The organism is Halomonas sp. ANAO-440 (assembly GCF_019915905.1).
GTDB lineage: Bacteria > Pseudomonadota > Gammaproteobacteria > Pseudomonadales > Halomonadaceae > Halomonas > Halomonas chromatireducens.
In genome coordinates, this window is the sequence record NZ_JAHXBV010000002.1 from 263,427 (window position 1) to 286,688 (window position 23,262).

21 protein-coding genes are annotated in these 23,262 nt (G+C 62.7%); 19 read left to right on the forward strand and 2 right to left on the reverse strand.

What is annotated here, in order from left to right; translation table 11 throughout:
• Positions 1 to 80 precede the first annotated feature (80 nt).
• From KZO25_RS02260 to lipB, 11 genes are all read left to right on the forward strand, one after another.
• Complete coding sequence (locus tag KZO25_RS02260) at positions 81 to 1,385, forward strand: glutamate-5-semialdehyde dehydrogenase (RefSeq protein WP_223135686.1); 1,305 nt, start codon at positions 81 to 83, stop codon at positions 1,383 to 1,385.
• A gap of 44 nt (positions 1,386 to 1,429) precedes the next feature.
• A complete protein-coding gene (gene nadD, locus KZO25_RS02265) occupies positions 1,430 to 2,071 on the forward strand; it encodes a nicotinate-nucleotide adenylyltransferase (RefSeq protein ID WP_223135687.1) in 642 nt (213 codons plus the stop codon).
• A gap of 73 nt (positions 2,072 to 2,144) precedes the next feature.
• Positions 2,145 to 2,507 carry a ribosome silencing factor gene (gene rsfS, locus KZO25_RS02270; RefSeq protein WP_066446420.1) on the forward strand — a complete coding sequence of 121 codons (363 nt, stop codon included), beginning with the start codon at positions 2,145 to 2,147 and terminating at the stop codon, positions 2,505 to 2,507.
• Positions 2,504 to 2,971 (forward strand): 23S rRNA (pseudouridine(1915)-N(3))-methyltransferase RlmH, encoded by a 468-nt coding sequence (gene rlmH / locus KZO25_RS02275; RefSeq protein ID WP_066446423.1) that lies wholly within the window; start codon positions 2,504 to 2,506, stop codon positions 2,969 to 2,971. The genes rsfS and rlmH overlap by 4 nt, the downstream gene beginning before the upstream one ends.
• 41 nt (positions 2,972 to 3,012) lie before the next feature.
• On the forward strand, positions 3,013 to 4,920 hold the full coding sequence (mrdA, locus tag KZO25_RS02280) for a penicillin-binding protein 2 (RefSeq protein WP_066446425.1): 1,908 nt from the start codon (positions 3,013 to 3,015) through the stop codon (positions 4,918 to 4,920).
• Between the two features lie 3 nt (positions 4,921 to 4,923).
• Positions 4,924 to 6,084, forward strand: a complete 1,161-nt coding sequence (gene rodA, locus KZO25_RS02285) for a rod shape-determining protein RodA (protein WP_066446427.1) — start codon at positions 4,924 to 4,926, stop codon at positions 6,082 to 6,084.
• A 56-nt stretch (positions 6,085 to 6,140) separates the two neighbouring features.
• On the forward strand, positions 6,141 to 7,202 hold the full coding sequence (gene mltB / locus KZO25_RS02290) for a lytic murein transglycosylase B (protein WP_223135688.1): 1,062 nt from the start codon (positions 6,141 to 6,143) through the stop codon (positions 7,200 to 7,202).
• Complete coding sequence (locus tag KZO25_RS02295; protein WP_223135689.1) at positions 7,199 to 8,203, forward strand: septal ring lytic transglycosylase RlpA family protein; 1,005 nt, start codon at positions 7,199 to 7,201, stop codon at positions 8,201 to 8,203. Before mltB ends, KZO25_RS02295 begins: the two co-directional genes overlap by 4 nt.
• A gap of 94 nt (positions 8,204 to 8,297) precedes the next feature.
• Positions 8,298 to 9,455 carry a D-alanyl-D-alanine carboxypeptidase family protein gene (locus KZO25_RS02300; RefSeq protein ID WP_262488818.1) on the forward strand — a complete coding sequence of 386 codons (1,158 nt, stop codon included), beginning with the start codon at positions 8,298 to 8,300 and terminating at the stop codon, positions 9,453 to 9,455.
• Between the two features lie 84 nt (positions 9,456 to 9,539).
• Positions 9,540 to 9,860 (forward strand): YbeD family protein, encoded by a 321-nt coding sequence (locus tag KZO25_RS02305; RefSeq protein WP_066446436.1) that lies wholly within the window; start codon positions 9,540 to 9,542, stop codon positions 9,858 to 9,860.
• Positions 9,860 to 10,492: a lipoyl(octanoyl) transferase LipB gene (gene lipB / locus KZO25_RS02310; RefSeq protein WP_223135691.1), complete on the forward strand. Its 633-nt coding sequence runs from the start codon at positions 9,860 to 9,862 to the stop codon at positions 10,490 to 10,492. The genes KZO25_RS02305 and lipB overlap by 1 nt, the downstream gene beginning before the upstream one ends.
• Here lipB and lipA read toward each other — a convergent pair.
• Positions 10,479 to 11,534 (reverse strand): lipoyl synthase, encoded by a 1,056-nt coding sequence (gene lipA / locus KZO25_RS02315; RefSeq protein ID WP_066446440.1) that lies wholly within the window; start codon positions 11,532 to 11,534, stop codon positions 10,479 to 10,481. The two genes, lipB and lipA, sit on opposite strands and share 14 nt — an antisense overlap.
• Positions 11,535 to 11,717: 183 nt before the next feature.
• Complete coding sequence (locus KZO25_RS02320) at positions 11,718 to 12,707, reverse strand: LysR family transcriptional regulator (RefSeq protein ID WP_223135692.1); 990 nt, start codon at positions 12,705 to 12,707, stop codon at positions 11,718 to 11,720.
• A gap of 116 nt (positions 12,708 to 12,823) precedes the next feature.
• Between KZO25_RS02320 and KZO25_RS02325 the strand changes: the two genes are divergently transcribed.
• From KZO25_RS02325 to KZO25_RS02360, 8 genes are all read left to right on the forward strand, one after another.
• A complete protein-coding gene (locus tag KZO25_RS02325) occupies positions 12,824 to 13,750 on the forward strand; it encodes a hypothetical protein (protein ID WP_223135693.1) in 927 nt (308 codons plus the stop codon).
• Positions 13,751 to 13,921: 171 nt separating this feature from the next.
• Positions 13,922 to 16,447: a DUF3141 domain-containing protein gene (locus KZO25_RS02330; RefSeq protein ID WP_223135694.1), complete on the forward strand. Its 2,526-nt coding sequence runs from the start codon at positions 13,922 to 13,924 to the stop codon at positions 16,445 to 16,447.
• A 287-nt stretch (positions 16,448 to 16,734) separates the two neighbouring features.
• Positions 16,735 to 19,362 carry a type I DNA topoisomerase gene (gene topA, locus KZO25_RS02335; RefSeq protein ID WP_223135695.1) on the forward strand — a complete coding sequence of 876 codons (2,628 nt, stop codon included), beginning with the start codon at positions 16,735 to 16,737 and terminating at the stop codon, positions 19,360 to 19,362.
• Positions 19,359 to 19,826, forward strand: a complete 468-nt coding sequence (locus tag KZO25_RS02340) for a DUF6586 family protein (RefSeq protein ID WP_223135696.1) — start codon at positions 19,359 to 19,361, stop codon at positions 19,824 to 19,826. The genes topA and KZO25_RS02340 overlap by 4 nt, the downstream gene beginning before the upstream one ends.
• Positions 19,820 to 20,305: an NYN domain-containing protein gene (locus tag KZO25_RS02345; RefSeq protein WP_316935380.1), complete on the forward strand. Its 486-nt coding sequence runs from the start codon at positions 19,820 to 19,822 to the stop codon at positions 20,303 to 20,305. The genes KZO25_RS02340 and KZO25_RS02345 overlap by 7 nt, the downstream gene beginning before the upstream one ends.
• A gap of 75 nt (positions 20,306 to 20,380) precedes the next feature.
• Positions 20,381 to 20,881, forward strand: coding sequence for a 2-hydroxyacyl-CoA dehydratase (locus KZO25_RS02350; protein ID WP_262488791.1), 501 nt, complete (start codon positions 20,381 to 20,383; stop codon positions 20,879 to 20,881).
• A 20-nt stretch (positions 20,882 to 20,901) separates the two neighbouring features.
• Positions 20,902 to 21,333 (forward strand): hypothetical protein, encoded by a 432-nt coding sequence (locus KZO25_RS02355; RefSeq protein ID WP_223135697.1) that lies wholly within the window; start codon positions 20,902 to 20,904, stop codon positions 21,331 to 21,333.
• 313 nt (positions 21,334 to 21,646) lie between these two features.
• On the forward strand, positions 21,647 to 23,239 hold the full coding sequence (locus tag KZO25_RS02360; protein WP_223135698.1) for an ABC-F family ATPase: 1,593 nt from the start codon (positions 21,647 to 21,649) through the stop codon (positions 23,237 to 23,239).
• Positions 23,240 to 23,262: the final 23 nt, after the last annotated feature.

The following is a 23,262-nucleotide window of genomic DNA, read 5'->3' on the forward strand; positions in this document are numbered from 1 at the left end:
ATGGTGATCGACACGAAGTTGCGCCAGTATAACGTCCACAGCCCCCTCTGAGGCTGTAGTCCAGGAGATATTGATACCGCATGTCCGCTTACGTCTCTCGAACCGAAACCGCCGCCGACCAGGCCATTGGCGATGTCGATAGCTACATGGTGCGCCTGGGTCAGGCTGCACGTGCCGCTGCCACGCAAATGCGCCGGGCCGTCACCGCCGACAAGAACGGCGCCCTGCAGGCCATGGCCGATCAACTTCAGCATCGCCGCGGTGAGATACTCGCCGCCAATGAAAGGGACCTGGCCCGTGGTCGCGACAGTGGGCTCGATGCTGCCCTGCTCGATCGACTCGCACTTGATGATGGACGACTGGACGCCATGGTGGAAGGCCTCCGGCAGGTCGCGGCCCTGCCCGACCCGGTGGGGGAGATCGATGGCATGCGGATGCGCCCCAGTGGTATCCAGGTCGGCCAGATGCGGGTGCCACTGGGTGTGATCGGCATCATCTACGAGTCGCGCCCCAATGTGACTCTCGAGGCTGCCAGCCTGTGCCTCAAGTCCGGCAATGCCTGCATACTTCGCGGTGGTTCGGAGGCTCGCGAGTCAAACGCTGCCATCTCCGCCTGTATCAGTGCGGGCCTGCTTGAGGCCGGGCTGCCCGACGCCGCGGTACAGGTTGTGGCCACGACGGATCGCGCCGCCGTGGGCCGCCTGATCGCCATGCCGGAGTACGTGGATGTGATCATTCCCCGCGGCGGAAAGTCGCTGATCGAGCGCATCACCCGAGAGGCGCGTGTGCCGGTGATCAAGCACCTGGATGGTGTCTGCCACGTTTACATTGATGCCACCGCCGATCCGGAAAAGGCCATGGCCATCGCGATCAATGCCAAGACCCAGCGCTACGGCACCTGCAACACCATGGAGACCCTGCTGATCGATGCGCCGCTGGCCGACTCGCTCCTGCCCCGGCTGGCCGACGCCTATGCAGAGCATGGGGTCGAGTTGCGTGGCTGCGAGCGGACGTGCCGTGTGCTTAACAGTGCCACCCCCGCCAGCGAGGAGGACTGGGAAGCCGAGTACCTGGCGCCGGTGCTGGCGATTCGCGTGGTCGACGGCATGGAGGCGGCGATAGCGCATATCGAACGCTACGGCTCGCACCATACCGATGCCATCGTCACCGAGCACTATGGCCTGGCTCGTCGCTTCATGACCGAAGTCGATTCCAGTTCGGTGATGGTCAATGCCTCGACCCGCTTCGCCGACGGCTTCGAGTATGGCCTAGGTGCAGAAATCGGGGTCTCCACCGACAAGCTGCATGCCCGTGGCCCGGTGGGCCTTGAAGGTCTTACCACACGCAAGTACGTGGTGCTGGGCGACGGCCAGGTCAGAGGGTGAACCGACGGGACCCGGGAGCCTCGGCTGGCCAGGGGGGTGTGGCCATGCCGCAGCGTATCGGCATGCTGGGCGGGACCTTCGACCCGGTACACCTGGGCCACCTGCGCAGCGCCGTCGAATTGCGCGAATGCCTGAGTCTCGACCGGGTGCATATGGTGCCCGCCAGCATGCCGCCGCTGCGTGACAAGCCCACGGTGCCGCCTGAAGAGCGTCTCGCTCTGCTGAGGCTGGGCATCGGCCGGACACCGGGCCTGATGGCCGATGCCCGTGAGCTCGAACGCCACGGACCTTCCTACAGCGCCGATACCCTGGCCAGCCTGCGGGAGGAGTACGGCGCCCAGGCGCGGCTGGTAATGGCGCTGGGGCATGACGCCTTCCTCCGGCTGGCGGAGTGGCGAACGCCGGATCGCCTCTTCGAGCTGGCCCATCTGGTGGTGATCGATCGCCCGGATCATGAGGCACCATTGCCCGATGCCCTGGCAGAACTGATCGCCCGGCGGGAGGTCGATAGCTGTGAGGCACTGTTTCAGCACCCTTCGGGAAGCCTTTTGCGCCTGGCACTGCCGACGCGAATGGCGATCTCGGCCACCGAAGTGCGTCGCCGGCTTGCCGCAGGCAGCAGTATCCGCTATTTGCTCCCCGAGGCCGTAGAGGCGCGAATTCACGAAAGAGCACTATATCGGTAGCATTGAACGCTGCCAGGGGCCGCGCAAGACGCTACAATGGGCACCGACCAAGACTTCCCGTTGACGAGGGGCTATGCACAACGATTCGCTCAAGACATTGGTGGTAGATGCACTGGATGACCTCAAGGCCAAGGACGTGGCCATGCTGGACGTATCGCGACTCACCAGCGTGACCGACCTGATGATTGTGGCTAGCGGGACTTCCACCCGGCATGTGGCAGCGCTGGCCAACCACATTGTCGAGCAGTCTAAGGCCGGTGGCCACCCGCCTCTGGGTGTGGAAGGGCAGGCCGGCTCCGACTGGGTGCTGGTGGACCTCGGTGACCTGGTGGTGCATGTGATGCTTCCCGAAACCCGCCAACTGTATGACCTTGAGCGTCTCTGGGCCGACCTGCCAAGTGATATGGAGCCCAGAGAGGAGCATGGTAGCGCATGAGAATCCGCCTGCTGGCGGTGGGCACGCGCATGCCTTCCTGGGTCAATACGGGCGTGGAGGAGTACCGCAAACGCCTGCCCCGGGATTTTGCCCTGGAGATTGAGGAAATTGCCCCGGGGCAGCGAGGCAAGAATGCCGATGTGACGCGTGCAGTCACATTGGAGGCGCAGCGTATTCGCGAGCGTCTGAAAGGGGATGAGTTCACTGTGGCGCTGGAAGTCCAGGGCCAGACCTGGAGTACCGAGAGGCTGGCCCGTGAAGGCGAGGCGTGGCGACGTGAAGGTCGTGATGTGGTGCTGATGGTGGGAGGCCCCGATGGCCTCTTGCCGGAGCTCTCCGCCAGTGCCGATCGGCGATGGTCGCTATCGCCGCTCACCCTGCCGCACCCGCTGGTCAGGGTGATCCTGGCCGAGCAATTCTATCGTGCCTGGACCCTGATGGTGGGGCATCCCTATCACCGTTGAACGGTGGTTCCCCGAAATAGTCATTCGAGGTCATAGCCGGCATGCGCGATCGCCGTGACACCCTCAAGAATCCGCAGCAGGAGCTGCGTATCTTTCGAATCCGTTCGCTGCTTGCCGGTTTGCTGATCGTGGCATTGACCGGTCTGCTGATGGGTCGCTTGGTCTACCTCCAGGTAGTGCAGCATGAGGTTTACAGTACCCGCTCTGAAAAGAATCGTGTGCGAGTTGAGCCTCTGCCCCCGACCCGTGGCCTGATTCAGGATCGCAATGGCGTGCTGCTGGCCGAGAACCGGCCCACCTACAACCTGACTCTGATCCGTGAGCGGGTCGAGGACCTGGACGGCACGCTCGACCTCTTGGAAGCCTTGCTGGAATTGTCCCCAGAGGAATCCGATGCCTTTCGGCTGCGCTCACGGCAACGTCAGCGTCCTTTCCAGCCGGCTCTGCTGATGAGTGATTTGGACGAAGCCCAGATCGCGCGTGTTGCGGTCAACCGACATCGTCTGCCGGGCGTCGAGGTCGAGGCCCAATTGCTGCGTTACTACCCCGATGCCAATATCACGGCGCACGCCCTGGGCTATGTTGGTCGCATCAACGCTGAGGAGATGAAGTCGCTGGACCTGGGCCGCTATGCCGGGACGCATTTCATCGGCAAGACCGGGGTCGAGCGCTTCTACGAGGATGTGCTCCACGGTCAGGCAGGGTTACGCAAGGTCGAGACCAACGCGCGCGGGAGGGTTTTGCGCGAGCTGGGGCGTACGGATCCGGTGCCCGGGAAGGATCTGACCCTCACCATCGACATGCAGCTTCAGTCCCTGGCCTATGAGCTGCTCGACGGCCGGCGCGGCTCCATCGTGGCCATTGCCCCCGCCACCGGGGAGATCCTGGCCATGGTTTCGGCCCCGGGTTTTGACAGCAATCAATTCGTTACCGGTATCGACTTCGCCTCCTACCGGGCGTTGCAGGAAGACCTCGACCTGCCGCTGTTCAATCGGGCCATACGTGGGCAGTATCCACCGGGTTCGACCATCAAGCCGTTTCTGGCCATGGCGGGCCTGGCCGAAGGGGTGATCACGCCGGATCGTACCATCAACGATCCCGGCTTCTACCAATTGCCCAACGACAGTCGTCGCTATCGCAACTGGCTGCGCTGGGGGCATGGCCGTGTCGACATGGAGCGCTCCATCGCCGTTTCCAATAACACCTACTACTATTCGCTCGCCCATGAACTCGGTATTGATCGGGTGCATGACCAGATGAGTGCCTTCGGCTTCGGGCAGCGGGTAGGGCATGATGTATTCGGCGAAAGCGCCGCCCTTATGCCCTCGCGGGATTGGAAGCGTGGCCGTTTCGGCCAGCCGTGGTACCCGGGTGAAACGCTATCGGTCGGCATTGGCCAGGGTTACTGGCAGGTCACACCGCTGCAGCTGGCCACCGCCACGGCCGTCCTGGCCAATCGAGGCGAGTGGGTAAAGCCTCGCCTGGCCAGCCGTATCGGGGGCGAGTCCGTGGAGATCGCGCTGCCGGACACCCCGCCCGCTCTACCAATCGACAATGATTACTGGTGGGACAGGATATTCTCCGGGATGGAAAAAGTACTCACTGGCCACGAAGGAACGGCCCGTCGTACCGGGGTTGGGCTCGAGTACCGCATGGGAGGCAAGTCAGGCACCGCCCAGGTCTTTTCGCTGGGGCAGGATCAGCGCTATAACGCCGAGGAGCTGGCAGAGCGCCTGCGGGACCATGCGCTGTTCATGGCATTTGCACCGTTGGAGGATCCGCAGATTGCCGTGGCGGTGATCGTGGAGAATGCCGGTGGGGGCAGTACCCATGCGGCGCACCTGGCCAGGGCCATGACCGATGCCTGGCTGCTGGATGAAGAGGAAGTGGATGTCGAGCAACTGCGGGAGACAATGGAGAATGAGACCGGCACGATTGCAGGTAACTGATCAATGGCGTTGACGTATCTGACCAGAAGCCTGCGCCGCCGACCGGTGCGTCCACCCGAGAGCGGAATCGCGCGTCGCAAGAGCATCTGGGAGCGTGCTCATCTCGACCCCTGGCTGTTGCTCATGCTGCTGATACTGATGGTGGCCGGCCTGGGCGTGCTTTATAGCGCCAGCGGGCAAAACATGGATGCCGTCATCGCCCAGGGGTCTCGTTTCCTGGTGGCGGTGGTTGTCATGCTAGTGTTGGCGCAGATGACGCCAACCACCTTGTTGCGCTGGGCTCCGCTGGTCTACGGTGCCAGCCTGCTCATGCTGGTGGCGGTCGAGCTGGTGGGTGACATGGGCATGGGCGCGCAGCGCTGGTTGACCATTCCCGGCGTGGTGCGTTTCCAGCCATCGGAGCTGATGAAGCTGGCCATGCCGCTGATGGTGGCAGCGTGGCTGAGCCGGCGTGAGCTGCCTCCCCGCTGGTATGACCTGCTCGTCTGTGGCGTGCTGATCGGTGTCCCGGTATTGCTGATTGCGCGACAGCCTGATCTGGGCACGTCCCTGCTGGTCACCAGTGCTGCGGTATTCGTGGTGCTTCTGGCCGGCCTCTCCTGGCGCTTCATCGCCTTCCTACTGGTATTGGCCGCCTCCGCCTTGCCGCTGCTGTGGATGAACCTGCACAACTATCAGCGGCAGCGGGTTCTCACCTTTCTCAACCCTGAAAGCGATCCGCTGGGGTCCGGCTGGAACATCATTCAGTCGACCACGGCCATCGGCAGTGGCGGCGTATGGGGCAAGGGCTGGCTGCAGGGCACTCAGTCCCAGCTGGAGTTTCTGCCCGAGCGGCATACGGACTTCATCGTCGCCGTCTTGGGCGAGGAATTCGGGCTCGTTGGCATGCTTGTCGTGCTGGTCCTCTACCTGATGATTGTCACCCGCGGTCTCTGGCTGGCGGCAGGGGCACACGACACCTTTGGCCGGCTTCTCGCTGGCAGTATTATCCTGACGTTCTTCATCTATGTCTTCGTCAATGTCGGCATGGTCAGCGGGATCCTGCCTGTGGTCGGCGTCCCCCTGCCGCTGGTCAGTTACGGTGGCACCTCCAGCGTGACCTTGCTGGCAGGTTTCGGTATTCTCATGTCCATTCATGGCCACCGTCGCCTGTTGCCGCGTTAGCGACGGTGAGCGATGGTCATACTTGGACGACAAGCCCCAGCAGGAGTGGCGAGCGAATGATGCCAGTGGGTAAATGGAAAAGGGCCAGCGGTACCGCCGTTACCGCATTGGCCTTGTTGATGCTGGCGCCAGGGTCGAGTGCCGCAGACTTCGACCCAGCGGAACACGATGGAGCGAGGCAGCTTGTCGATACTCTCGTCGATCGGGGTATCGAGCGAGAGTGGCTGGAGGCGGCCCTGCGCAGTGCCGAGTTCCAGCAAGGTGTGCTGGACGCCATGGAAGGCGCCGCGGAGCGTCGGTTGCGCTGGGACGAGTACCGGGAAATCTTCCTGCAGCCGGAGCGGATCGAGCGGGGCGTGGCTTTCATCAAGGCACATCATGATGCGTTCGCCCGCGCCGAGGCCGAATATGGCGTGCCGGCGGAAATGATTGCCGCCATCATCGGCGTCGAGACCAGCTACGGACGCTTTACCGGTCGCCATCGGGTCATCGACTCGCTGTCGACCCTGGCCTTCCATCATCCCGTCCGGGGCAGTTTCTTCCATGGCGAACTGACGGCCTTTCTCGAAATCACCCGGGAGCAGGACGTGGACCCGGGCAGCCTGAAGGGTTCCTACGCCGGCGCCATGGGCTACCCGCAATTCATTCCGACCAGCTACCGCGCCTATGCCGTGGACTTTGACGATGACGGCGTGCGGGACCTGTGGACCAACCCGGTGGACGCCATCGGCAGCGTCGCCAACTATTTTGCAGTACATGGCTGGCAGCCGGGCAGCCCGATCTATCATGAGGCCCAAGGGCCGGACACGCCGCCGGCGACGGTGGATTTCAACCGCACGGCCAGGCCCTATGCCAGCGTCGCCGAGCTTGCCGAGGCGGGTATCCGGGTCGAGGCCGGCCTCGATGACGATGCCCTGGTGGTGCCGCTCTCCCTGGAGGTGTCCGAAGAGGCCTGGCGTTACCGGGTGGGTCATGAGAATTTCTACGTCATCACCCGGTACAATCACAGTCACCTCTACGCCATGGCGGTGACCGAGCTTGCCGAGGCGATCGAAGCCGCGCGTGAGCTGGAGGCCCACCCGCTCGAGCCGACGAGCAACGGCGGGGGTGGGGAATGAAGCCCTGGTATCTCGGCCTGGCACTGGCCACGCTGCTGGCCGGCTGTGCCGGTGGCGGTGGTTCACCGCCCTCCGGCGAGCGTGAGGCTTCGCGTAGCGTACCTTCGTCGGCACCCACCGGCGGCGGGCGCTATGCCATGAGTGGCGATGCCTATCCCGAAAACCCACCGGACGTCAGCAAGATCCCGGATGCGGTGCCCCGTGTCGAGCCACTGTCCCGAGGCGGCAACCGTTCGACCTATGAGGTGTGGGGCAAGACCTACCGGGTACTACCAGATGCCAGCGGCTACGCCCGGCAGGGAACCGCTTCCTGGTACGGCGAGAAATTCCATGGCTATGCCACCTCGAACGGCGAAATCTACGACATGTACAAGATGACCGCCGCTCACCGTTCGCTTCCGCTTCCGACCTATGCCAGGGTGACAAGTCTCGAGAACGGCCGTTCAGTGATCGTGCGGGTCAACGACCGGGGGCCCTTCCACAATGACCGTGAGATCGACCTTTCCTATGCCGCTGCTGCGCGCCTGGATATTCTGGATCGCGGCACTGGCCGGGTGAAGGTGGAGGCGATCGACCCCGAGCGATGGCTGGCAGAAAATGGTCGCAACGGCGAGAACCGGACAGCTTCGTCGGCGGTCCAATCCTCGCCAGCCGCCGAGGCTCGGACGATCCAGGCGGAGCCGGCCCAGCAGGCCGTCTCCGCACCAGACAGCGGTTCGGCTCAGGCGGTTGCTGCGTCGAGTCAAGGCACGACGGAGCCCGCCGTTGACCAGGCCGCCATCTATCTGCAGATTGCGGCCCTGGGTTCGGTGGACAATGCTCAGGCGCTGAAGGCGAGGCTCGATGGCGAGCTGTCGCATCCGGTACGGGTGGCCGACTCGGCCGGCATGTATCGGGTACAAGTTGGACCTTTGTCCAGTGCTACCCAGGTCGAACCGGCCCGCGCCGAACTCAGGCGCGCCGGTTTCGACCAGGCGTTTATCGTCAATGGCGCCGACTGATCGGCGCCTTGCTTCTCACTTTCCGATGTTTCCGATGAGATCCAAACCAATGAGAGTGCTGTTCCGTAAACTCCGCCCGCTATTGTTGCCGGCGATGCTGCTGAGCCTGGTTCTGATGACGGCGCAGGCGCTGGCCCAGGCGGTGCCGACGCCTCAAACCATGATCCCCGCTCCCCCGCAGATTGCGGCCAAGTCATGGTTTCTCATGGATGCCAACAGCGGCCGGGTGCTGGTCGAGCATAATGCCGACGAGCGCCTGCCCCCGGCGAGTCTCACCAAGCTGATGACGGCCTATCTGGTGGAGCGGGAGCTGGATCGCGGTAATATCAGCATGGACGATATGGTACGTGTCAGTGAGAATGCCTGGCGCACCGGTGGTTCGAAGATGTTTATCGAGGTCGATACCGAAGTATCGATTCGCGACCTGCTCTACGGCATCATCATCGCCTCCGGTAACGACGCCAGCGTCGCCGTGGCTGAGCACTTGGCCGGCGGAGAGGCGCCTTTTGCCGACCTTATGAACCAGCACGCCACGCGCCTGGGGCTGCACAATACCAATTTCACCAATTCCACCGGCCTGCCGCATCCGGAGCAGTACTCCTCTGCTCGCGACATGGCGCTGCTTTCGCAATACATCATCAACGACTATCCCGAGCACTACGCGGTCTATGCCGAAAAGTACTTCACCTACAGTGATATTCGTCAGCCCAATCGTAACCGCCTGCTGTGGCGCGATCCCACCGTCGATGGCTTGAAGACTGGCTGGACGACCGAGGCGGGCTATGGCTTGGTGGCTTCGGCAATGCGTGACGACATGCGTCTGATTTCGGTGGTGATGGGCACCAGCTCCGAAGAATCCCGGGCCCAGGAAACGCAGAAATTGCTCAGCTATGGCTTCCGCTACTACGAGACGCTGAACCTCTACGAGCAGGGTGCCGTGCTGAATACTCCGCGTATCTGGGGGGGGGAGAGAAACGAATTGCGCGTTGGTGTCGATGAGAACGTCTTCATGACCGTTCCCCGAGCCCGAAATCAAGAGCTCAGCGCCCGTCTCGACATTAATCAGGACATCAGTGCCCCCGTCAACCAGGGCGATCGTGTCGGAACGCTGGAAGTACGCCTAGGTGATGATATTGTCGGCGAGCAGGCCCTGGTTGCCCTCGAGTCGATCGAAGAGGGCAATATTTTCAAGCAGCTGTTTGACCAGGTCAGGCGCTTCTTCAGCAATCTGATCGGTGGCTGGTTCGGCTAGTCGGCATCCTGGATGGTGTCGATCTTGGGCACTGTAGAATAGACGAGTAACACATTCGCAAATGCGCTGAAGGGTAGGAAGGACATGAGCGACAGGAAGCTGCGCGACCTGCGTCGGGCGTCAAAGACAAAGGCAGAGCCACCCGGTGCGCCGCCGACGATCGCTTTCCCTTGTGATTACCCGATCAAGGTGGTGGGGGATGCCGCCGAGGACTTTGCTGCCATGGTCTGTCAGGTGGTGTCACGCCATGACAGCGAGTTCGATGCGACGACACTGGAAGTGGTGGAGAGCCGCAATGCACGCTTCCAGTCGGTACGGCTGACCATGCGCGCCACCGGTGAGGCCCAGCTCAAGGCGCTGTTTGCCGAGCTCAAGGCCACCGGGCGTGTCCACATGGTGGTTTGATGGGTGAACTTGAGCTTCACCGCTTGGGCCGCTGTGCCTATGAGCCGGTCTGGCAGGCCATGCGCACGCTGACTGATACCCGTGACGAACGTACACCCGACCAGCTGTGGCTGGTGGAACACGATCCGGTATTTACCCAGGGCCAGGCTGGCAAGCCCGAGCATCTGCTGATGCCGGGCGATATCCCCGTGGTTCAGACCGATCGCGGTGGACAGGTGACCTATCATGGCCCCGGGCAGGTGGTGCTCTACCCGCTGCTGGATGTACGACGTGCCCGGCTAGGCGTGCGAGATCTGGTTTCAGCCCTGGAGAATGCCGTGATCGCCGTGCTGGCGGAGTTCGATGTGGAGGCGCGAGCGCGGCCCGATGCCCCCGGTGTCTACGTGGGGCAGGCCAAGATCGCCTCGCTGGGGCTGCGCATTCGTCGCGGGGCGAGCTTTCATGGGGTGGCACTCAACGTCGATGGGGATCTTTCCCCCTTCGACCGCATCAACCCCTGTGGCTACGCGGGCATGGCCATGGTGCGTCTTGCCGACCTGATCGTCGACTGCCCCGGCGTTGAGGCAGTGGGAGAGCGCCTGGCACATGCCCTGGCGCTCGAGCTGGACGGGGAGCTGGTTAACCCACGTTGACGGCGTCGATGCGGTTGGGGTTCGCTTCCTGGCCCGGCACCTCGGCGGGCGCCGCGAGACCGAGATTGTTCTTCTCGAAAACCTGATCAGCCCGATAGCTGGATCGAACCAGCGGCCCCGAGGCCACTTCCAGAAAGCCCTTTTCCAGGCCCAACTGGCGATAGCGCTCGAATTCATGGGGAGTGACCCAGCGTTCGACCGGCAGGTGGTTGCGCGTGGGGCGCAGGTACTGGCCGAGGGTGACGATATCCACGCCGATGGCGCGCAGGTCGTCCAGGGTGGCCAGGATCTCCTCCTCGGTCTCGCCCAGGCCCAGCATGAGACTTGTCTTGGTCAGTACCTCCGGCTTGTATCGCTTGGCATGTGCCAGAACGTCGAGCGTCTTGCGGTAGCCGGCCCGTGGATCGCGGACCCGGTGCGTGAGGCGCTCCACCGTCTCGACGTTCTGGGCAAAGACCTCCAGGCCGGAGTCGACGACGCGCTCGATGGCCGGCAGGTCGCCGTCGAAATCGGGGGTGAGGGCTTCCACCACCACCTTGGGTGTGTTCGCCTTGATGGCGCGGATGCAATCGGCGTAGTGTGTCGCACCGCCATCGGGCAGGTCGTCGCGATCCACCGAGGTCAGCACTACGTAGCGTAGCCCCATCAGCTCGACCGACTTGGCGGTGTTGGCAGGCTCTTCGCTGTCCAGCCAGCCCTTGGGGTTGCCGGTATCCACGGCGCAGAAGCGGCAGGCACGCGTACACACTGATCCCATCAGCATGATGGTAGCCGTGCCGTTGCTCCAGCACTCTCCCATGTTGGGGCAGTGCGACTCGGCACAGACGGTACTCAGGCGGTGTGTGCTGACATTCTTCTTGACCGCCTCGAAGCGCTCGCCGCCGGGGATCTGGGCGCGCAGCCACTGCGGCTTCCTGCCCGGCTCGGGCTGCTCTTCGGCCTGTTTGCGCTGCTGCTTGATGCCATCCTTGATCACGGCCATGCCATGTTCGTTGCGGAATTTCTCACCGCTGGGAACGCGTTTTGAGGTGCTGTCGCTCATAAGGGTGTGAGCCCCTCCACTCGGCGGCTGCCGGGGCCATTTGGGTATGTGCCGCACGCGCCCGGAAGGGACGACGCCAATGGCACGAGCACAGTATGGCCCGCAGATTGATACGTTGGTCGCAGGCCGCTAATCTACCATATTTGCCTCGGGAGGGGACAGCGGAGGGACGCGTGTCTCCGCTCAGTGGGGCGGAATTGGCAGGCACACCACGCCGTGGTCCGGAATCGGCCTCGGAGGCGCCTTGAAGTGAGCCTCGAACTCGCCGAGACGCTCGCGGACGAAGCGCAGAAATAGCTCAGTCACCGGGGTGGGGAAGCGGTCACGGGGGTAGACCGTGCACCAGGAGCGGCGCAGGGGAAAGCCGGGCAGTTCAAGTTCGGCCAGCAGACCGGCTCTCAGCTCCAGCCTCACGGCCAGCCGCGGCAAGACCGCCACGCCCAAATGTGCCATCACGCCCTGCTTGATGGCCTCGTTGGTGCCCAGCTCCATGGTGTGAGGGAGGGCTACGTCCTGGTCGGCCGCCTGCTGCTCGAAGGCGGTACGAACCCCGGAACCCGATTCGCGCATCAGCAGATAGTGCTGGGCCAGATCCTCCAGGGTGGGATCGTGGGCCGCCAGCAGTGGATGTCCGGGCCATACTATCGGAATCAGTTCGTTCTCCAGTATCGGCATAAACTCCAGGCTATCATCGTCTTCGGGCACCATGGCCATGATCACCAGGTCGTCGCGGCGCTCGGCCAGACGCTGGAGTGCCTGGCTCCGGTTGCATACCTGGAGGCGAACCTGAACATTGGGGTAATGGGCGCGAAAACGTGCGATCAGATGCGGCACAACATATTGTGCGGTGGACACGGCCGCCAGGTTGAGCTCCCCGGATATCGTGCCGGTCATATCCGAGAGTGCCATCTGCAGTCGTGACACCTGGCCAAAAATGGCCTGGGACGAAGCGTACAGTGCATCGGCTGCAGGCAGTACATGCAGTGTCTTTCCGGAATACTTGAACAGTGGCTGACCCAGGGCCTGTTCCAGCTGCCGTATCTGGGCGCTGACCGCCGGTTGGGTCAATCCCAGCGACTCGGCCGCCCGGGAGTAGGAGTGCTGGCGATAGACGGCCTGAAAGACCTGGAGTTGGCGGAAGGTCAGGCGGTTCAGCAGACTTGGCGTGGTCATTGATCGATCCGCTGGAGGGGCGCCAGGCACCCATTGAACATCGTTTTCATGCTATCACCGCTGCGGGCAGCGGTCATGCCCGGTTGGGGGCGTTCACGATCACGGGGAACAGCGTCATGAAGCCTAGCGACACTGGTGCAAGCCAGCGTAGCGCCTGGAAAACGGTCATGGTGGCGGGTAGTGGCCTCGAGGCGCTACGGTCCGGCCAGGCATGCACCGAGCTGGGACTGACCTGGCACGGTAGCGATGGCAAGGCCGGCGCCGAACTGGTGGCGCATGCCTTGCGCTTAGGCTGTGATCTCCTGCATCCCGGCGAGGCAGGAAGCGGCGAACAATGTTGCTTGGCGCGAACTAGCCGGCAGGCCGGTCTGGGATTTGTTGGCCCCCACGCCAGTCTCCAGGCAGCAATGCATGACCGGGCGGCGAGTCGACAGTTGATGCGAGAGGCGGGGGTGCCGCTAAGTCCCTTGGAGGCGTCATCCCCTCCGCTCCACCTGCCGGTACTGGTCGATGCCCGAGGGCAGTCGCTCGCTCTTGTCGAGCATGAGATTCTCGGACCGAGGCATGCGGTGGCGCCCAGTGACAGGCTGACGCCCGAACAGCGCGCTTACCTGGGCCAGCTTGCCGTCAGGGGAGCCCGGTCGATAGGGTTGGTTGGCCTGGCGACGTTGAGCTTTACGCTGGTCGGCAATCGCCTGGGTTTTACCGGCATGCGTGCCGGCTTGACCGGCTATGAGGGCCTGGCAGAAGTGCTTACCGGGCTCGACCTTGCCGTTGAACAGCTACGTCTGATGGGGGGCGGTCGGCTGAGGCGTCCGAGGGTAGGGCAGATGGGGCATGGGCCGGGACGTCCCGGCCAGGCACGCTTGCATCTTTTGTCGTTTCCCGGTGGTTTCCTGAGCGGTGGGCCGGGTGTCAGGCTCGATCGGCCCCGGGGGGAGGGCGCCGGGGCCCCTGATGCGCGGCTGCTGGTCTGGGGTCGTGATGCCGCCGAGGCAAACCGCAGGGAGCGGCGCGCCTTGGCGGAGTGGGGTGGCGTATAGAGTGTCGTGGAAAAGGCTGTCAAAACAGAATTTTATGGATTCTCGATACAGAAAGTCGACAAAATGACTCGTCATCAGGACCCTCGACGTACTATGCTTGTTGCATTGCAGCAATCAATTTCTCCTCCTGGTGCCCGACACAATCGGTGCCAGCGAACCCTGGAGTCGCACATGACCTCACTGATGCCGACACCGCCTGAAGCGGCGATTAGCTTTTTCGATCCCTTCGGTTTCGGCCGTGCCGCGTTCGGTTACTGGCGTGATGCCGCCGAACGCAGCGTGTTGTACATGGATGTGATGCGCGAGCGCGGCAACCAGTACCTTGAGCATATCGAGAAATCCAACCCCAATGTTCTGGGTTTCGATGCCGAGGTTGTAATGGATGGCCGCACGCTGCCGCGACCGGTCAACTATGAGTTGATGAGAATTCTGCCCCCGCGCGATGTTGAGCTGGACCTTCAATCCCGCCCCTTCGTGGTAGTGGATCCCCGTGCGGGACACGGCCCGGGGATTGGTGGTTTCAAGCCTGACAGTGAGATCGGCGTGGCCCTGCGTGCCGGTCACCCCTGCTATTTCATCGGCTTCTTGCCCTATCCCGAAGAGGGGCAGACGGTGGAGGACGTGGTAGAGGCAGAAATCGCGTTCCTGCGACGTGTCATAGAGCTCCACCCTGAGGCTGAAGAGAAGCCAATGGTCGTGGGTAACTGCCAGGCCGGGTGGCAGATCATGATGGCCGCATCGCTCGAACCCGACCTGTTCGGGCCGATTCTGATTGCCGGTGCCCCGCTCTCCTACTGGGCCGGTGAGCGTGGCAAGGCACCGATGCGGTATACCGGCGGCATGTCCGGTGGCAGTTGGATGGCCACGCTGGCCAGCGACATCGGTAGCGGCCAGTTCGACGGCGCCATGCTGGTGCAGAACTTCGAAAGACTCAATCCGGCGAACACCTGGTGGGGCAAGCAGTACCAGCTCTTTGCCAATGTCGACACCGAGGCTGACCGGTACCTGAACTTTGAGCGTTGGTGGGGCGGCCACGTGGTGCTCGGTGGAGAGGAGATTCAGTACATCGTCGATAACCTCTTCATCGGCAACCGTCTCTCCACCTCGCAGCTGGTCACTTCCGACGGTCGGCGCATCGACCTGCGCAACGTGCGTTCCCCGGTGGTGGTCTTCTGCTCGCAAGGGGATGACATCACGCCGCCGCCCCAGGCACTGGGCTGGGTGCGGGATCTCTATGAAGACGTGGACGATATCATCGCAAGCAACCAGACCATCGTCTACTGCGTGCATGACACCACCGGCCACCTGGGCATCTTCGTCTCGGGCAGCGTCTCCCGCAAGGAGCACACCGAATTCACGGCCAACATCGATTACATCGACGTGTTGCCCCCGGGGCTCTATGAGACCACGGTGACGAGTGCGGCCGATCGGAGCGATGCGGAGCTGATCGAGCGGGACTATCTGCTCGAGTTCAAACCCCGCACTATCGACGACCTGAATCAGGAGGTCATCCAGCACCGGGAAGAAGACGACACGCGCTTCGCCACCGTGGCGCGGATATCCGAGATTAACCTGGGACTTTACCGACTCTTTGTCCAGCCTTGGGTGCGGGGCGTGATGACGCCTGAAGCATCGCGGCTTATCCGTCGCATGCACCCCATTCGTCTGGGCTACAAATTGCTATCTGACCGCAATCCGCTTTCCGTCCCGCTGCCGGTATTCGCCGACTGGGTGCGCCAGGACCGTCATCCGGTGGGTGAAGACAATATCTTTCGTACTTTCGAAGGAATCGCTTCTGATCAGCTCACCCGGGGGCTCGACGCCTGGCGTGAGCTACGCGACAACACCACCGAGCAGCTATTCCTGCAGATCTATGGCCAGCCGCTGCTGCAGGCCATGGTGGGACTGGGCGGAGACGCCCATTCACACCGGCGTCGCCCGGGAAGCGAGCCCGAGCATCTCCGTTTCATCGAGCGTCGTCATGAGGAGCTGCGCCATCACGTTGCCGAGGGTGGTAGCCACGAAGCGGTGATGCGCTCTGTGATGCATGTGCTGGGCGGCGCGCCCACCACCGATGAGCGGAACTTCAAGCGACTGCGTGCCTCGCGTGCCGAGCTCGAGCCGGGCCGTAATCTGGCCGACTTCAAGCAGTTGGTGCGTGACCAGTTCTTCATCCTCAAGCTGGATCGGGAAGCAGCCCTTGCGGCGATTCCGGAGCTACTGTCCGGGGAGAAGGTCGAGGCGATTCGTGGTCATCTTGAGCATATCGACCATGTGCTGGCCGCCAGCGGTGGGCTCAGCGAGCAAGCAAGCAAGCGCTACGAACATATCCGGCAGCTCTTCGCCAAGGCCCAGGAGCGGGTCGAGCCGACCGATCAGCGCCAGGCAATGGCCAAGCTGCATGCAGACGTGGAGAGTGGCGCCAGGGCTGAGCTAGTTGCCCGTGGCGAGGTTGAGAAGCTGCTTGGCAGCACTTCGCCCTCCAAGTCGGAGCCCAAGCAGACCAAGGCCGAGTCCAAGCAGGCCAAGGCCGAGTCCAAGCAGGCCAAGGCCGAGTCCAAGCAGGCCAAGGCCGAGTCCAAGCAGGCCGAGCCAAAGCAGGCCGAGCCAAAGCAGGCCGAGTCCAAGCAGGCCGAGCCAAAGCAGGCCGAGAAGAAACCAAAGCCGAAAGCGACTCGTAAACCTCGCAAGCGCTGATGGCTTGTTGCAGTGTCGTGCCTCTGCCGATTCCATCGGCGGGGGCACACGCATTATGGCCATGGCGTTGGCAGGCCGGTGCTGCCGTAGACGACAGCAGGCCTGCCTTGCTGCTACGTTCAGAGTACTTGCGCCGTGCTACCATTCGGGCCGCGACTGGCGCAAAGCGGGTTGCTGGGGTAGGGTAAGCGCATTTTTCACCCCCGCGAGGATCGTCCGCTCGGACAGGCGGGCCGGAACCGTCAGGGAGGACCATCGGGTCCTCGCCGCGCAGAAAGTGGAGCACTATGGGCAAGTCATTGGTCATCGTCGAGTCGCCGGCCAAGGCCAAGACGATCAACAAGTATCTCGGCAGCGAGTTCATCGTGAAGTCGAGCGTGGGTCATATCCGCGACCTGCCGACCAGCGGCTCGGGCAAGACGGCCTCAGATCCCAAGGAGCGCGCACGCCAGGCTGCGGCTACCCGCAAGATGTCGCCCGAGGAGAAGGCCGAGTACAAGCAGCACCGGGCCAAGGATCAACTGATCCGCCGGATGGGTATCGATCCGGAACATGGCTGGAAGGCGCATTACGAGATTCTGCCCGGCAAGGAAAAGGTCGTGGCAGAATTGCAGAAGCTTGCTGAAAAAGCCGATGCCGTCTATCTCGCGACCGACCTTGATCGCGAGGGAGAGGCCATTGCCTGGCACCTGAAAGAGACTATCGGCGGCGAGGACTCACGCTACAAGCGCGTGGTCTTCAATGAGATCACCAAGAACGCCATTCAGGAGGCCTTCACCGAGCCGGGCAGCCTCAACATACCTCGTGTCGAGGCACAGCAGGCACGTCGTTTCCTGGACCGCGTGGTGGGCTTCATGCTGTCGCCACTGCTATGGGCAAAGATCGCCCGTGGCCTTTCCGCAGGCCGAGTCCAATCGGTGGCCGTGCGCCTGATCGTCGAGCGCGAGCGTGAAATACGTGCCTTCGTGCCCGAGGAATTCTGGGATGTACACGCCGATCTGGTGTCGAGCGACGGTGAGCCCGTGCGCTTTGAACTGGTTCGCCAGGATGGCAAGGCGTTTCGGCCCACCTCGGAAGCCGAAACCATGGAACGCATTGCGGCGCTGCGTAAGGCGAGCCTCGCCATTACCGCCCGTGAGGACAAGCCTACCCGCTCGAAGCCGAATGCTCCCTTCATCACCTCGACCCTGCAGCAGGCCGCCAGCGGCCGCCTCGGATTCTCGGTGAAGAAGACCATGACACTGGCCCAGCGCCTCTACGAGGCAGGCTACATTACCTATATGCGTACCGATTCCACCAACCTGTCGAAAGATGCGGTTGAGAACGTGCGTGAGTACATCAATGCGGAATTCGGCAGACGGTACTTGCCTGAAGCACCCAATCGCTACTCCAGCAAGGAGGGGGCCCAGGAGGCGCACGAGGCCATCCGTCCCTCGGAGGTGCAGCGCAAGGCGGGTGAACTGGCCGGCATGGAGCGTGATGCCGAGCGCCTCTATGAATTGATCTGGCGTCAGTTCGTGGCCTGCCAGATGACGCCGGCGGAGTATCTGTCCAGTACCCTGACAGTGGAAACCGCAGGATACGAGCTGCGTGCCAAGGGCCGTGTGCTCAAGTTCGACGGCTATACCCGTGTCATGAAGCCGGCGGGGAAGAACGAAGACCAGGCCCTGCCCGATCTGCCAACCGGGACGCCCATGAGCCTCGCGGCGCTGGACCCAAGGCAGCACTTCACCAAGCCGGCGGCCCGCTATACCGAGGCGAGCCTGGTCAAGGAGCTCGAGAAGCGCGGTATCGGTCGGCCTTCCACCTACGCGTCGATTATCTCCACGATCCAGGACCGCGGTTACGTCAAGCTCGAGAACCGTCGTTTCTATGCCGAAAAGCTTGGCGATATCGTCACCGAGCGGCTCAAGGAGTCCTTCCCGGACCTGATGGATTTCTCGTTCACGGCGCGCATGGAAGATGGCCTCGACGAGGTGGCCGAAGGTGAGCGCAACTGGCAGGAGCTGCTCGATGCCTTCTATGCGGAATTCCGTGAAGAGCTGGAAGCGGCCCAGAGCGAGGACGGGATGCGGCCGAATCAGCCGGTCCCCACGGATATCGATTGCCCCACCTGTGGGCGCAAGATGCAGATCCGTACGGCCTCCACCGGGGTCTTCCTGGGCTGCTCTGGCTACAACCTACCGCCCAAGGAGCGCTGCAAGACCACCATCGACCTGCTGCCCGGCGAGGAGGCGGTAGCCGCCGATGCCGACGAGGAAGCCGAGACCGAGGCGCTGCGTGCCAAGCACCGCTGCCACAAGTGCGGTACGGCCATGGACAGCTACCTGATCGACGAGCAGCGCAAGCTGCATATCTGCGGCAACAGTCCCGACTGTGACGGCTACGAAGTCGAGCAGGGTCGGTTCCGCATCAAGGGCTATGACGGCCCCACCATTGAGTGCGACAAGTGCGGCAGCGAGATGCAGCTCAAGTCCGGCCGCTTCGGCAAGTACTTTGGCTGTACCAACAGCGAGTGCAAGAACACCCGCAAGTTGCTCAAGAGCGGCGAAGTGGCACCGCCCAAGATGGATCCGATCCCCATGCCTGAGCTGGCCTGTCAGAAGGTGGAGGACCACTATGTCCTGCGTGACGGTGCCAGCGGGCTGTTCCTGGCTGCCAGCAAGTTTCCCAAGAATCGGGAAACGCGTCCGCCGCTGGTGCGTGAACTCAAGGCGCATGCCGAGGCGCTGCCCGAGAAATACCACTACCTGCTCGATGCTCCCGTCGAGGATCCCGATGGTCGGCCGAGCCAGATCCGCTTCTCGCGCAAGACCAAGGAGCAGTTCGTGATGACCGAGGAGGAGGGCAAGGCCACCGGCTGGAAGGCCTACTTCGACAACGGCAGGTGGCAGGTGGAGGACAAGCGGAAATGACCCCGCGAGCCCGCACCAATCAGCTGCTCTATCAGGCCGAGCTGCTGCTTGATACGCCGCCGGGCAGCGACGAGCATGCCGAAGCGCGTCGCATGGCGGCCGAGGAGGGGGCGCTGGCCCTGACGGAGCTGGCGCTGGAGTCGCTGCTGCGGGAAGTCACCGAACACGCCCGCCTGCCCCGTCATGACTGGCGTGAGCTGCTCGATCCCCAGGGCGAGCCGGTGGCAGAGCTTCACCGGCTGCGTGAACTTGCGGCCCGCCCGGAGAGCTGGCTGGCCTGGCTGCTCAGCCGGCTCGAGGCGTTGCATGAAAGCGGCGGAGTGGCACGCCGTCGAGGCGCGACAGCGGCCCCCGGCCTGATCGCCGTGGGCAGCGCGGCGGCGCTGGGCGATGAGCTGCGCGCCTGCCTGAAGGAGGCCAAGCGCGAAGTGGCGGCTCTGCGCGAGACCAGCCAGGAGTGGTGAGTCGAGCCGAGCGTGTCGCGATCTTTGTCGATGTGCAGAACGTCTACTACACCACCCGTCAGGCCTTCGGCCGACATTTCGACTATTACGCCTTCTGGGCCCGCTTTGCTGCCGGCCGTGACGTGGTCGTGGCCAACGCCTACGCCGTGGAGCGAGGCGATCCCAGGCAGCGCCAGTTCCAGAACATCCTGCGTGGCATCGGCTTCTGCGTGATGCTCAAGCCCTACATCCAGCGCAGCGACGGCTCGGCCAAGGGCGACTGGGACGTGGGAATCGCACTGGATGCCATGGAGGCCGCTCCCGTCGTGGATCGGGTGGTACTCGTCTCCGGCGACGGCGACTTCGACCTGCTGGTCGAGCGAATCCGGCAGCGCTGCGACATCCCCGTGGACGTGGTCGGGGTGGAACGCTTGACGGCTGACTCGCTGATACGGGCGGCCAGCGACTTCATTGCCATCGACTCCTCACTGCTTCGCTAGTGCATATCGCTTCTCGTTGATATGCATCAAGCCGCCCCTGTCGTGCATTGGCTAAGATGAAATCAAGGCAGGCCGATGGCGGCTGCCGTTGATGCTAACGGGGGAATTCGTATGCGCTTTCACCAAGTGAAGGAGCTGGTGCATTGGGCGGCTGACTACCATGCCAATCTAGCCTCAAACTACACGAGGTTGGCAGCCAGCGGCGTTGACGACCGTGTGCGCATGGCCTTGGACTATCTGGCGGAGCGAGAGCGCAAGCAGCAGTCCGATCTGGCCGGCTACCTGGATGACGGCAGCGATCATACAGCCGTGCTTGAGGCCTGGTTCGACGAGCCCAACGATTTTCCCCATGCGCCTGTACTTGAACGTCTGCCAGATGGGGTCGACAGTGAGAGTGTGCAAAGCGTATTGGCGACGGCACTGACCGCGCACAGAATGCTGCAGGATCTCTATGCACACCGCAGTGAGCTGGCCGGGGGGAGCGACGAAAGAGCGTTCTTCGAAGCCCTTGCTGCCGGGCATGAAGCTGAAGTTCGGCGAATTGTCCGCGACATGCAGCGACTCGAGGATTACTGAGCAACCAGGAGGAAGACCCCATGTCAGAACAGCTATTATCTCCCAAGATGCTGGGCTACTGGACTCGAGATCAACTGCATGATGCCCCGGATGAATCCGGTATCTACTGCGTGTTTCGGGCTGCCAAAGATCCCGAAACCAGCGAAATGGACGTGCAGGAACTACTCTATGTGGGCGAGCACCGGAGTGCCCGCTACGGCCTCGAACACCATGAGGATCACGACCAGTGGGAGGCCTTCCTGCAGCCGGGCGAGGAGGTCTGGTATGCCGTCGGGCTGGCCGGTCACGCCAATCGCGAGCGACTTGCGGCGGCCATGATCAATGCCCACAAGCCGCGTTTCAACAACCATAGTGAATACCGGGACCGCTTCCCCTTCGATGAGACCACCGTCCATATCTACGGCAAGAAGCACAAGCTGCAGAGCATCTTTACCGTGGAGCGGCAGGACTGATATTGCCCCAGCCCCCAGCTCTCTCCTTGCTATCGTTCCGCTGGATTCCGCTCTGGCGGGGCGATAGTTAGGGTCGGAGGGGGCAATTGCCATGTGATCGGCGGCCATAAGCGGTACAATCGCGCTCTTTTGCACTACGGAAACACTACCCAAATACCTACACGAGCGAATCGCTGCGTTGCGCGGTGCCGAAGCGTCGGACCGTCGGATCCTCACATATACCCCATATGCTCCGGTTCCTGTGCTCCGTGCGCCTTGCGCTTCATCTCGCTCGGTGATTTGTTCAGCGTTTCCCTACGATTGGGCCTTCTACGTGATCTCCACCGCCAATATCACCATGCAGTTCGGGGCCAAGCCCCTGTTCGAGAACGTTTCCATCAAGTTTGGCAACGGTCACCGCTACGGTTTGATCGGAGCCAACGGCTGCGGCAAGTCGACCTTCATGAAAATCCTGGGGGGTGACCTGGAACCCTCCTCAGGTCAGGTGATGGTCGAGTCGGGCCTCCGCCTCGGTAAGCTGCGGCAGGATCAGTTCGCCTTCGAGGACGAGCGGGTCATCGATACCGTCATCATGGGCAATCGCGAACTCTGGGAAGTGGCTGCAGAGCGAGAGCGCATCTATTCGCTGCCTGAGATGAGCGAAGAGGATGGCATGGCCGTGGCCGACCTGGAGGTGCGTTTCGCCGAGCTCGACGGCTATACCGCCGAGTCCCGTGCCGGCGAGCTGCTGATGGGGCTCGGAATTCCCATCGAGCAGCATGCCGGCCCCATGAGCGAAGTGGCGCCGGGCTGGAAGCTACGCGTGCTGCTGGCCCAGGCGCTTTTCTCCGATCCCGATGTGCTGCTGCTCGACGAGCCCACCAACCATCTGGATATCAATACGATCCGCTGGCTGGAAGGCATCCTCACGGCCCGCAGCAGCACCATGATCATCATTTCCCACGATCGCCACTTCCTGAACAGTGTCTGCACGCATATGGCGGACCTGGACTACGGCGAGATCAGGCTGTTCCCCGGCAACTACGACGACTACATGACCGTTGCCACGGCGGCCCGCGAGCGCCAGTACGCCGACAATGCCAAGAAGAAGGCGCAGATCGCCGAACTGCAGACCTTCGTCAGCCGCTTCTCGGCCAACGCCTCCAAGGCCAAGCAGGCGACTTCCCGGGCGCGGCAGATCGAGAAGATCAAGCTCGAGGACATCAAGCCCTCCAGTCGCGTCAGCCCCTTCATCCGCTTCGAGCAGGGCAAGAAGATCCATCGCAACGCGGTCAACGTCGAGGCCCTGAGCCAGGGGTACGCCGGTGAGCCGATGCTGTTCGAAGGGCTCTCCATGACCGTCGAGGCCGGCGAGCGTATCGCCATCATCGGTCCAAACGGGATTGGCAAGACAACACTTCTGCGGACCCTGGCCGGTGATCTCCATCCCCAAAGCGGCATGGTACGCTGGACCGACAGCGCGGAGCTGGGCATTTTTGCCCAGGACCACACCCTCGATTTTTCCAACGATGCGACGCTATTCGAATGGATGGCTCAGTGGAGCGATGGGGGGGAACAGGTGATCCGCGGTGCCCTGGGTCGAATGCTCTTTTCCAGCGATGATATCGAAAAGTCGGTGAAGGTCATCTCGGGCGGAGAGCAGGGGCGAATGCTCTTCGGCAAGCTCACGCTGACCCGACCCAACGTACTGCTGATGGATGAACCTACCAACCACCTGGACATGGAGTCAATCGAGGCGCTCAACCTGGCGCTGGAGCACTACCCCGGTACGCTCATCTTCGTCAGCCATGATCGCGAGTTCGTCTCCTCCCTGGCCACCCGCATCCTCGATATGAGCGACACCGGGATCGTCGATTTCACTGGAAGCTATGATGATTACTTGAGGAGCCAGGGGCTGCCCAACTGAGCAGGGCTGGTGCTAGCGCTCGT

Bases quoted from the DNA above. Each gene is read 5' to 3' on its own strand.
- KZO25_RS02325 (WP_223135693.1), top strand. From the start codon at position 12,824: ATGAAGCCTAGCGACACTGGTGCAAGCCAGCGTAGCGCCTGGAAAACG.
- KZO25_RS02260 (WP_223135686.1), top strand. From the start codon at position 81: ATGTCCGCTTACGTCTCTCGAACCGAAACCGCCGCCGACCAGGCCATT.
- KZO25_RS02300 (WP_262488818.1), top strand. From the start codon at position 8,298: ATGCTGCTGAGCCTGGTTCTGATGACGGCGCAGGCGCTGGCCCAGGCG.
- KZO25_RS02350 (WP_262488791.1), top strand. From the start codon at position 20,381: ATGGCGGCTGCCGTTGATGCTAACGGGGGAATTCGTATGCGCTTTCAC.
- lipB (WP_223135691.1), top strand. From the start codon at position 9,860: ATGGGTGAACTTGAGCTTCACCGCTTGGGCCGCTGTGCCTATGAGCCG.
- mltB (WP_223135688.1), top strand. From the start codon at position 6,141: ATGATGCCAGTGGGTAAATGGAAAAGGGCCAGCGGTACCGCCGTTACC.
- KZO25_RS02355 (WP_223135697.1), top strand. From the start codon at position 20,902: ATGTCAGAACAGCTATTATCTCCCAAGATGCTGGGCTACTGGACTCGA.
- rlmH (WP_066446423.1), top strand. From the start codon at position 2,504: ATGAGAATCCGCCTGCTGGCGGTGGGCACGCGCATGCCTTCCTGGGTC.
- KZO25_RS02295 (WP_223135689.1), top strand. From the start codon at position 7,199: ATGAAGCCCTGGTATCTCGGCCTGGCACTGGCCACGCTGCTGGCCGGC.
- nadD (WP_223135687.1), top strand. From the start codon at position 1,430: ATGCCGCAGCGTATCGGCATGCTGGGCGGGACCTTCGACCCGGTACAC.
- mrdA (WP_066446425.1), top strand. From the start codon at position 3,013: ATGCGCGATCGCCGTGACACCCTCAAGAATCCGCAGCAGGAGCTGCGT.
- KZO25_RS02320 (WP_223135692.1), bottom strand. From the start codon at position 12,707: ATGACCACGCCAAGTCTGCTGAACCGCCTGACCTTCCGCCAACTCCAG.
- KZO25_RS02305 (WP_066446436.1), top strand. From the start codon at position 9,540: ATGAGCGACAGGAAGCTGCGCGACCTGCGTCGGGCGTCAAAGACAAAG.
- KZO25_RS02340 (WP_223135696.1), top strand. From the start codon at position 19,359: ATGACCCCGCGAGCCCGCACCAATCAGCTGCTCTATCAGGCCGAGCTG.
- lipA (WP_066446440.1), bottom strand. From the start codon at position 11,534: ATGAGCGACAGCACCTCAAAACGCGTTCCCAGCGGTGAGAAATTCCGC.
- rodA (WP_066446427.1), top strand. From the start codon at position 4,924: ATGGCGTTGACGTATCTGACCAGAAGCCTGCGCCGCCGACCGGTGCGT.
- rsfS (WP_066446420.1), top strand. From the start codon at position 2,145: ATGCACAACGATTCGCTCAAGACATTGGTGGTAGATGCACTGGATGAC.
- KZO25_RS02330 (WP_223135694.1), top strand. From the start codon at position 13,922: ATGACCTCACTGATGCCGACACCGCCTGAAGCGGCGATTAGCTTTTTC.
- topA (WP_223135695.1), top strand. From the start codon at position 16,735: ATGGGCAAGTCATTGGTCATCGTCGAGTCGCCGGCCAAGGCCAAGACG.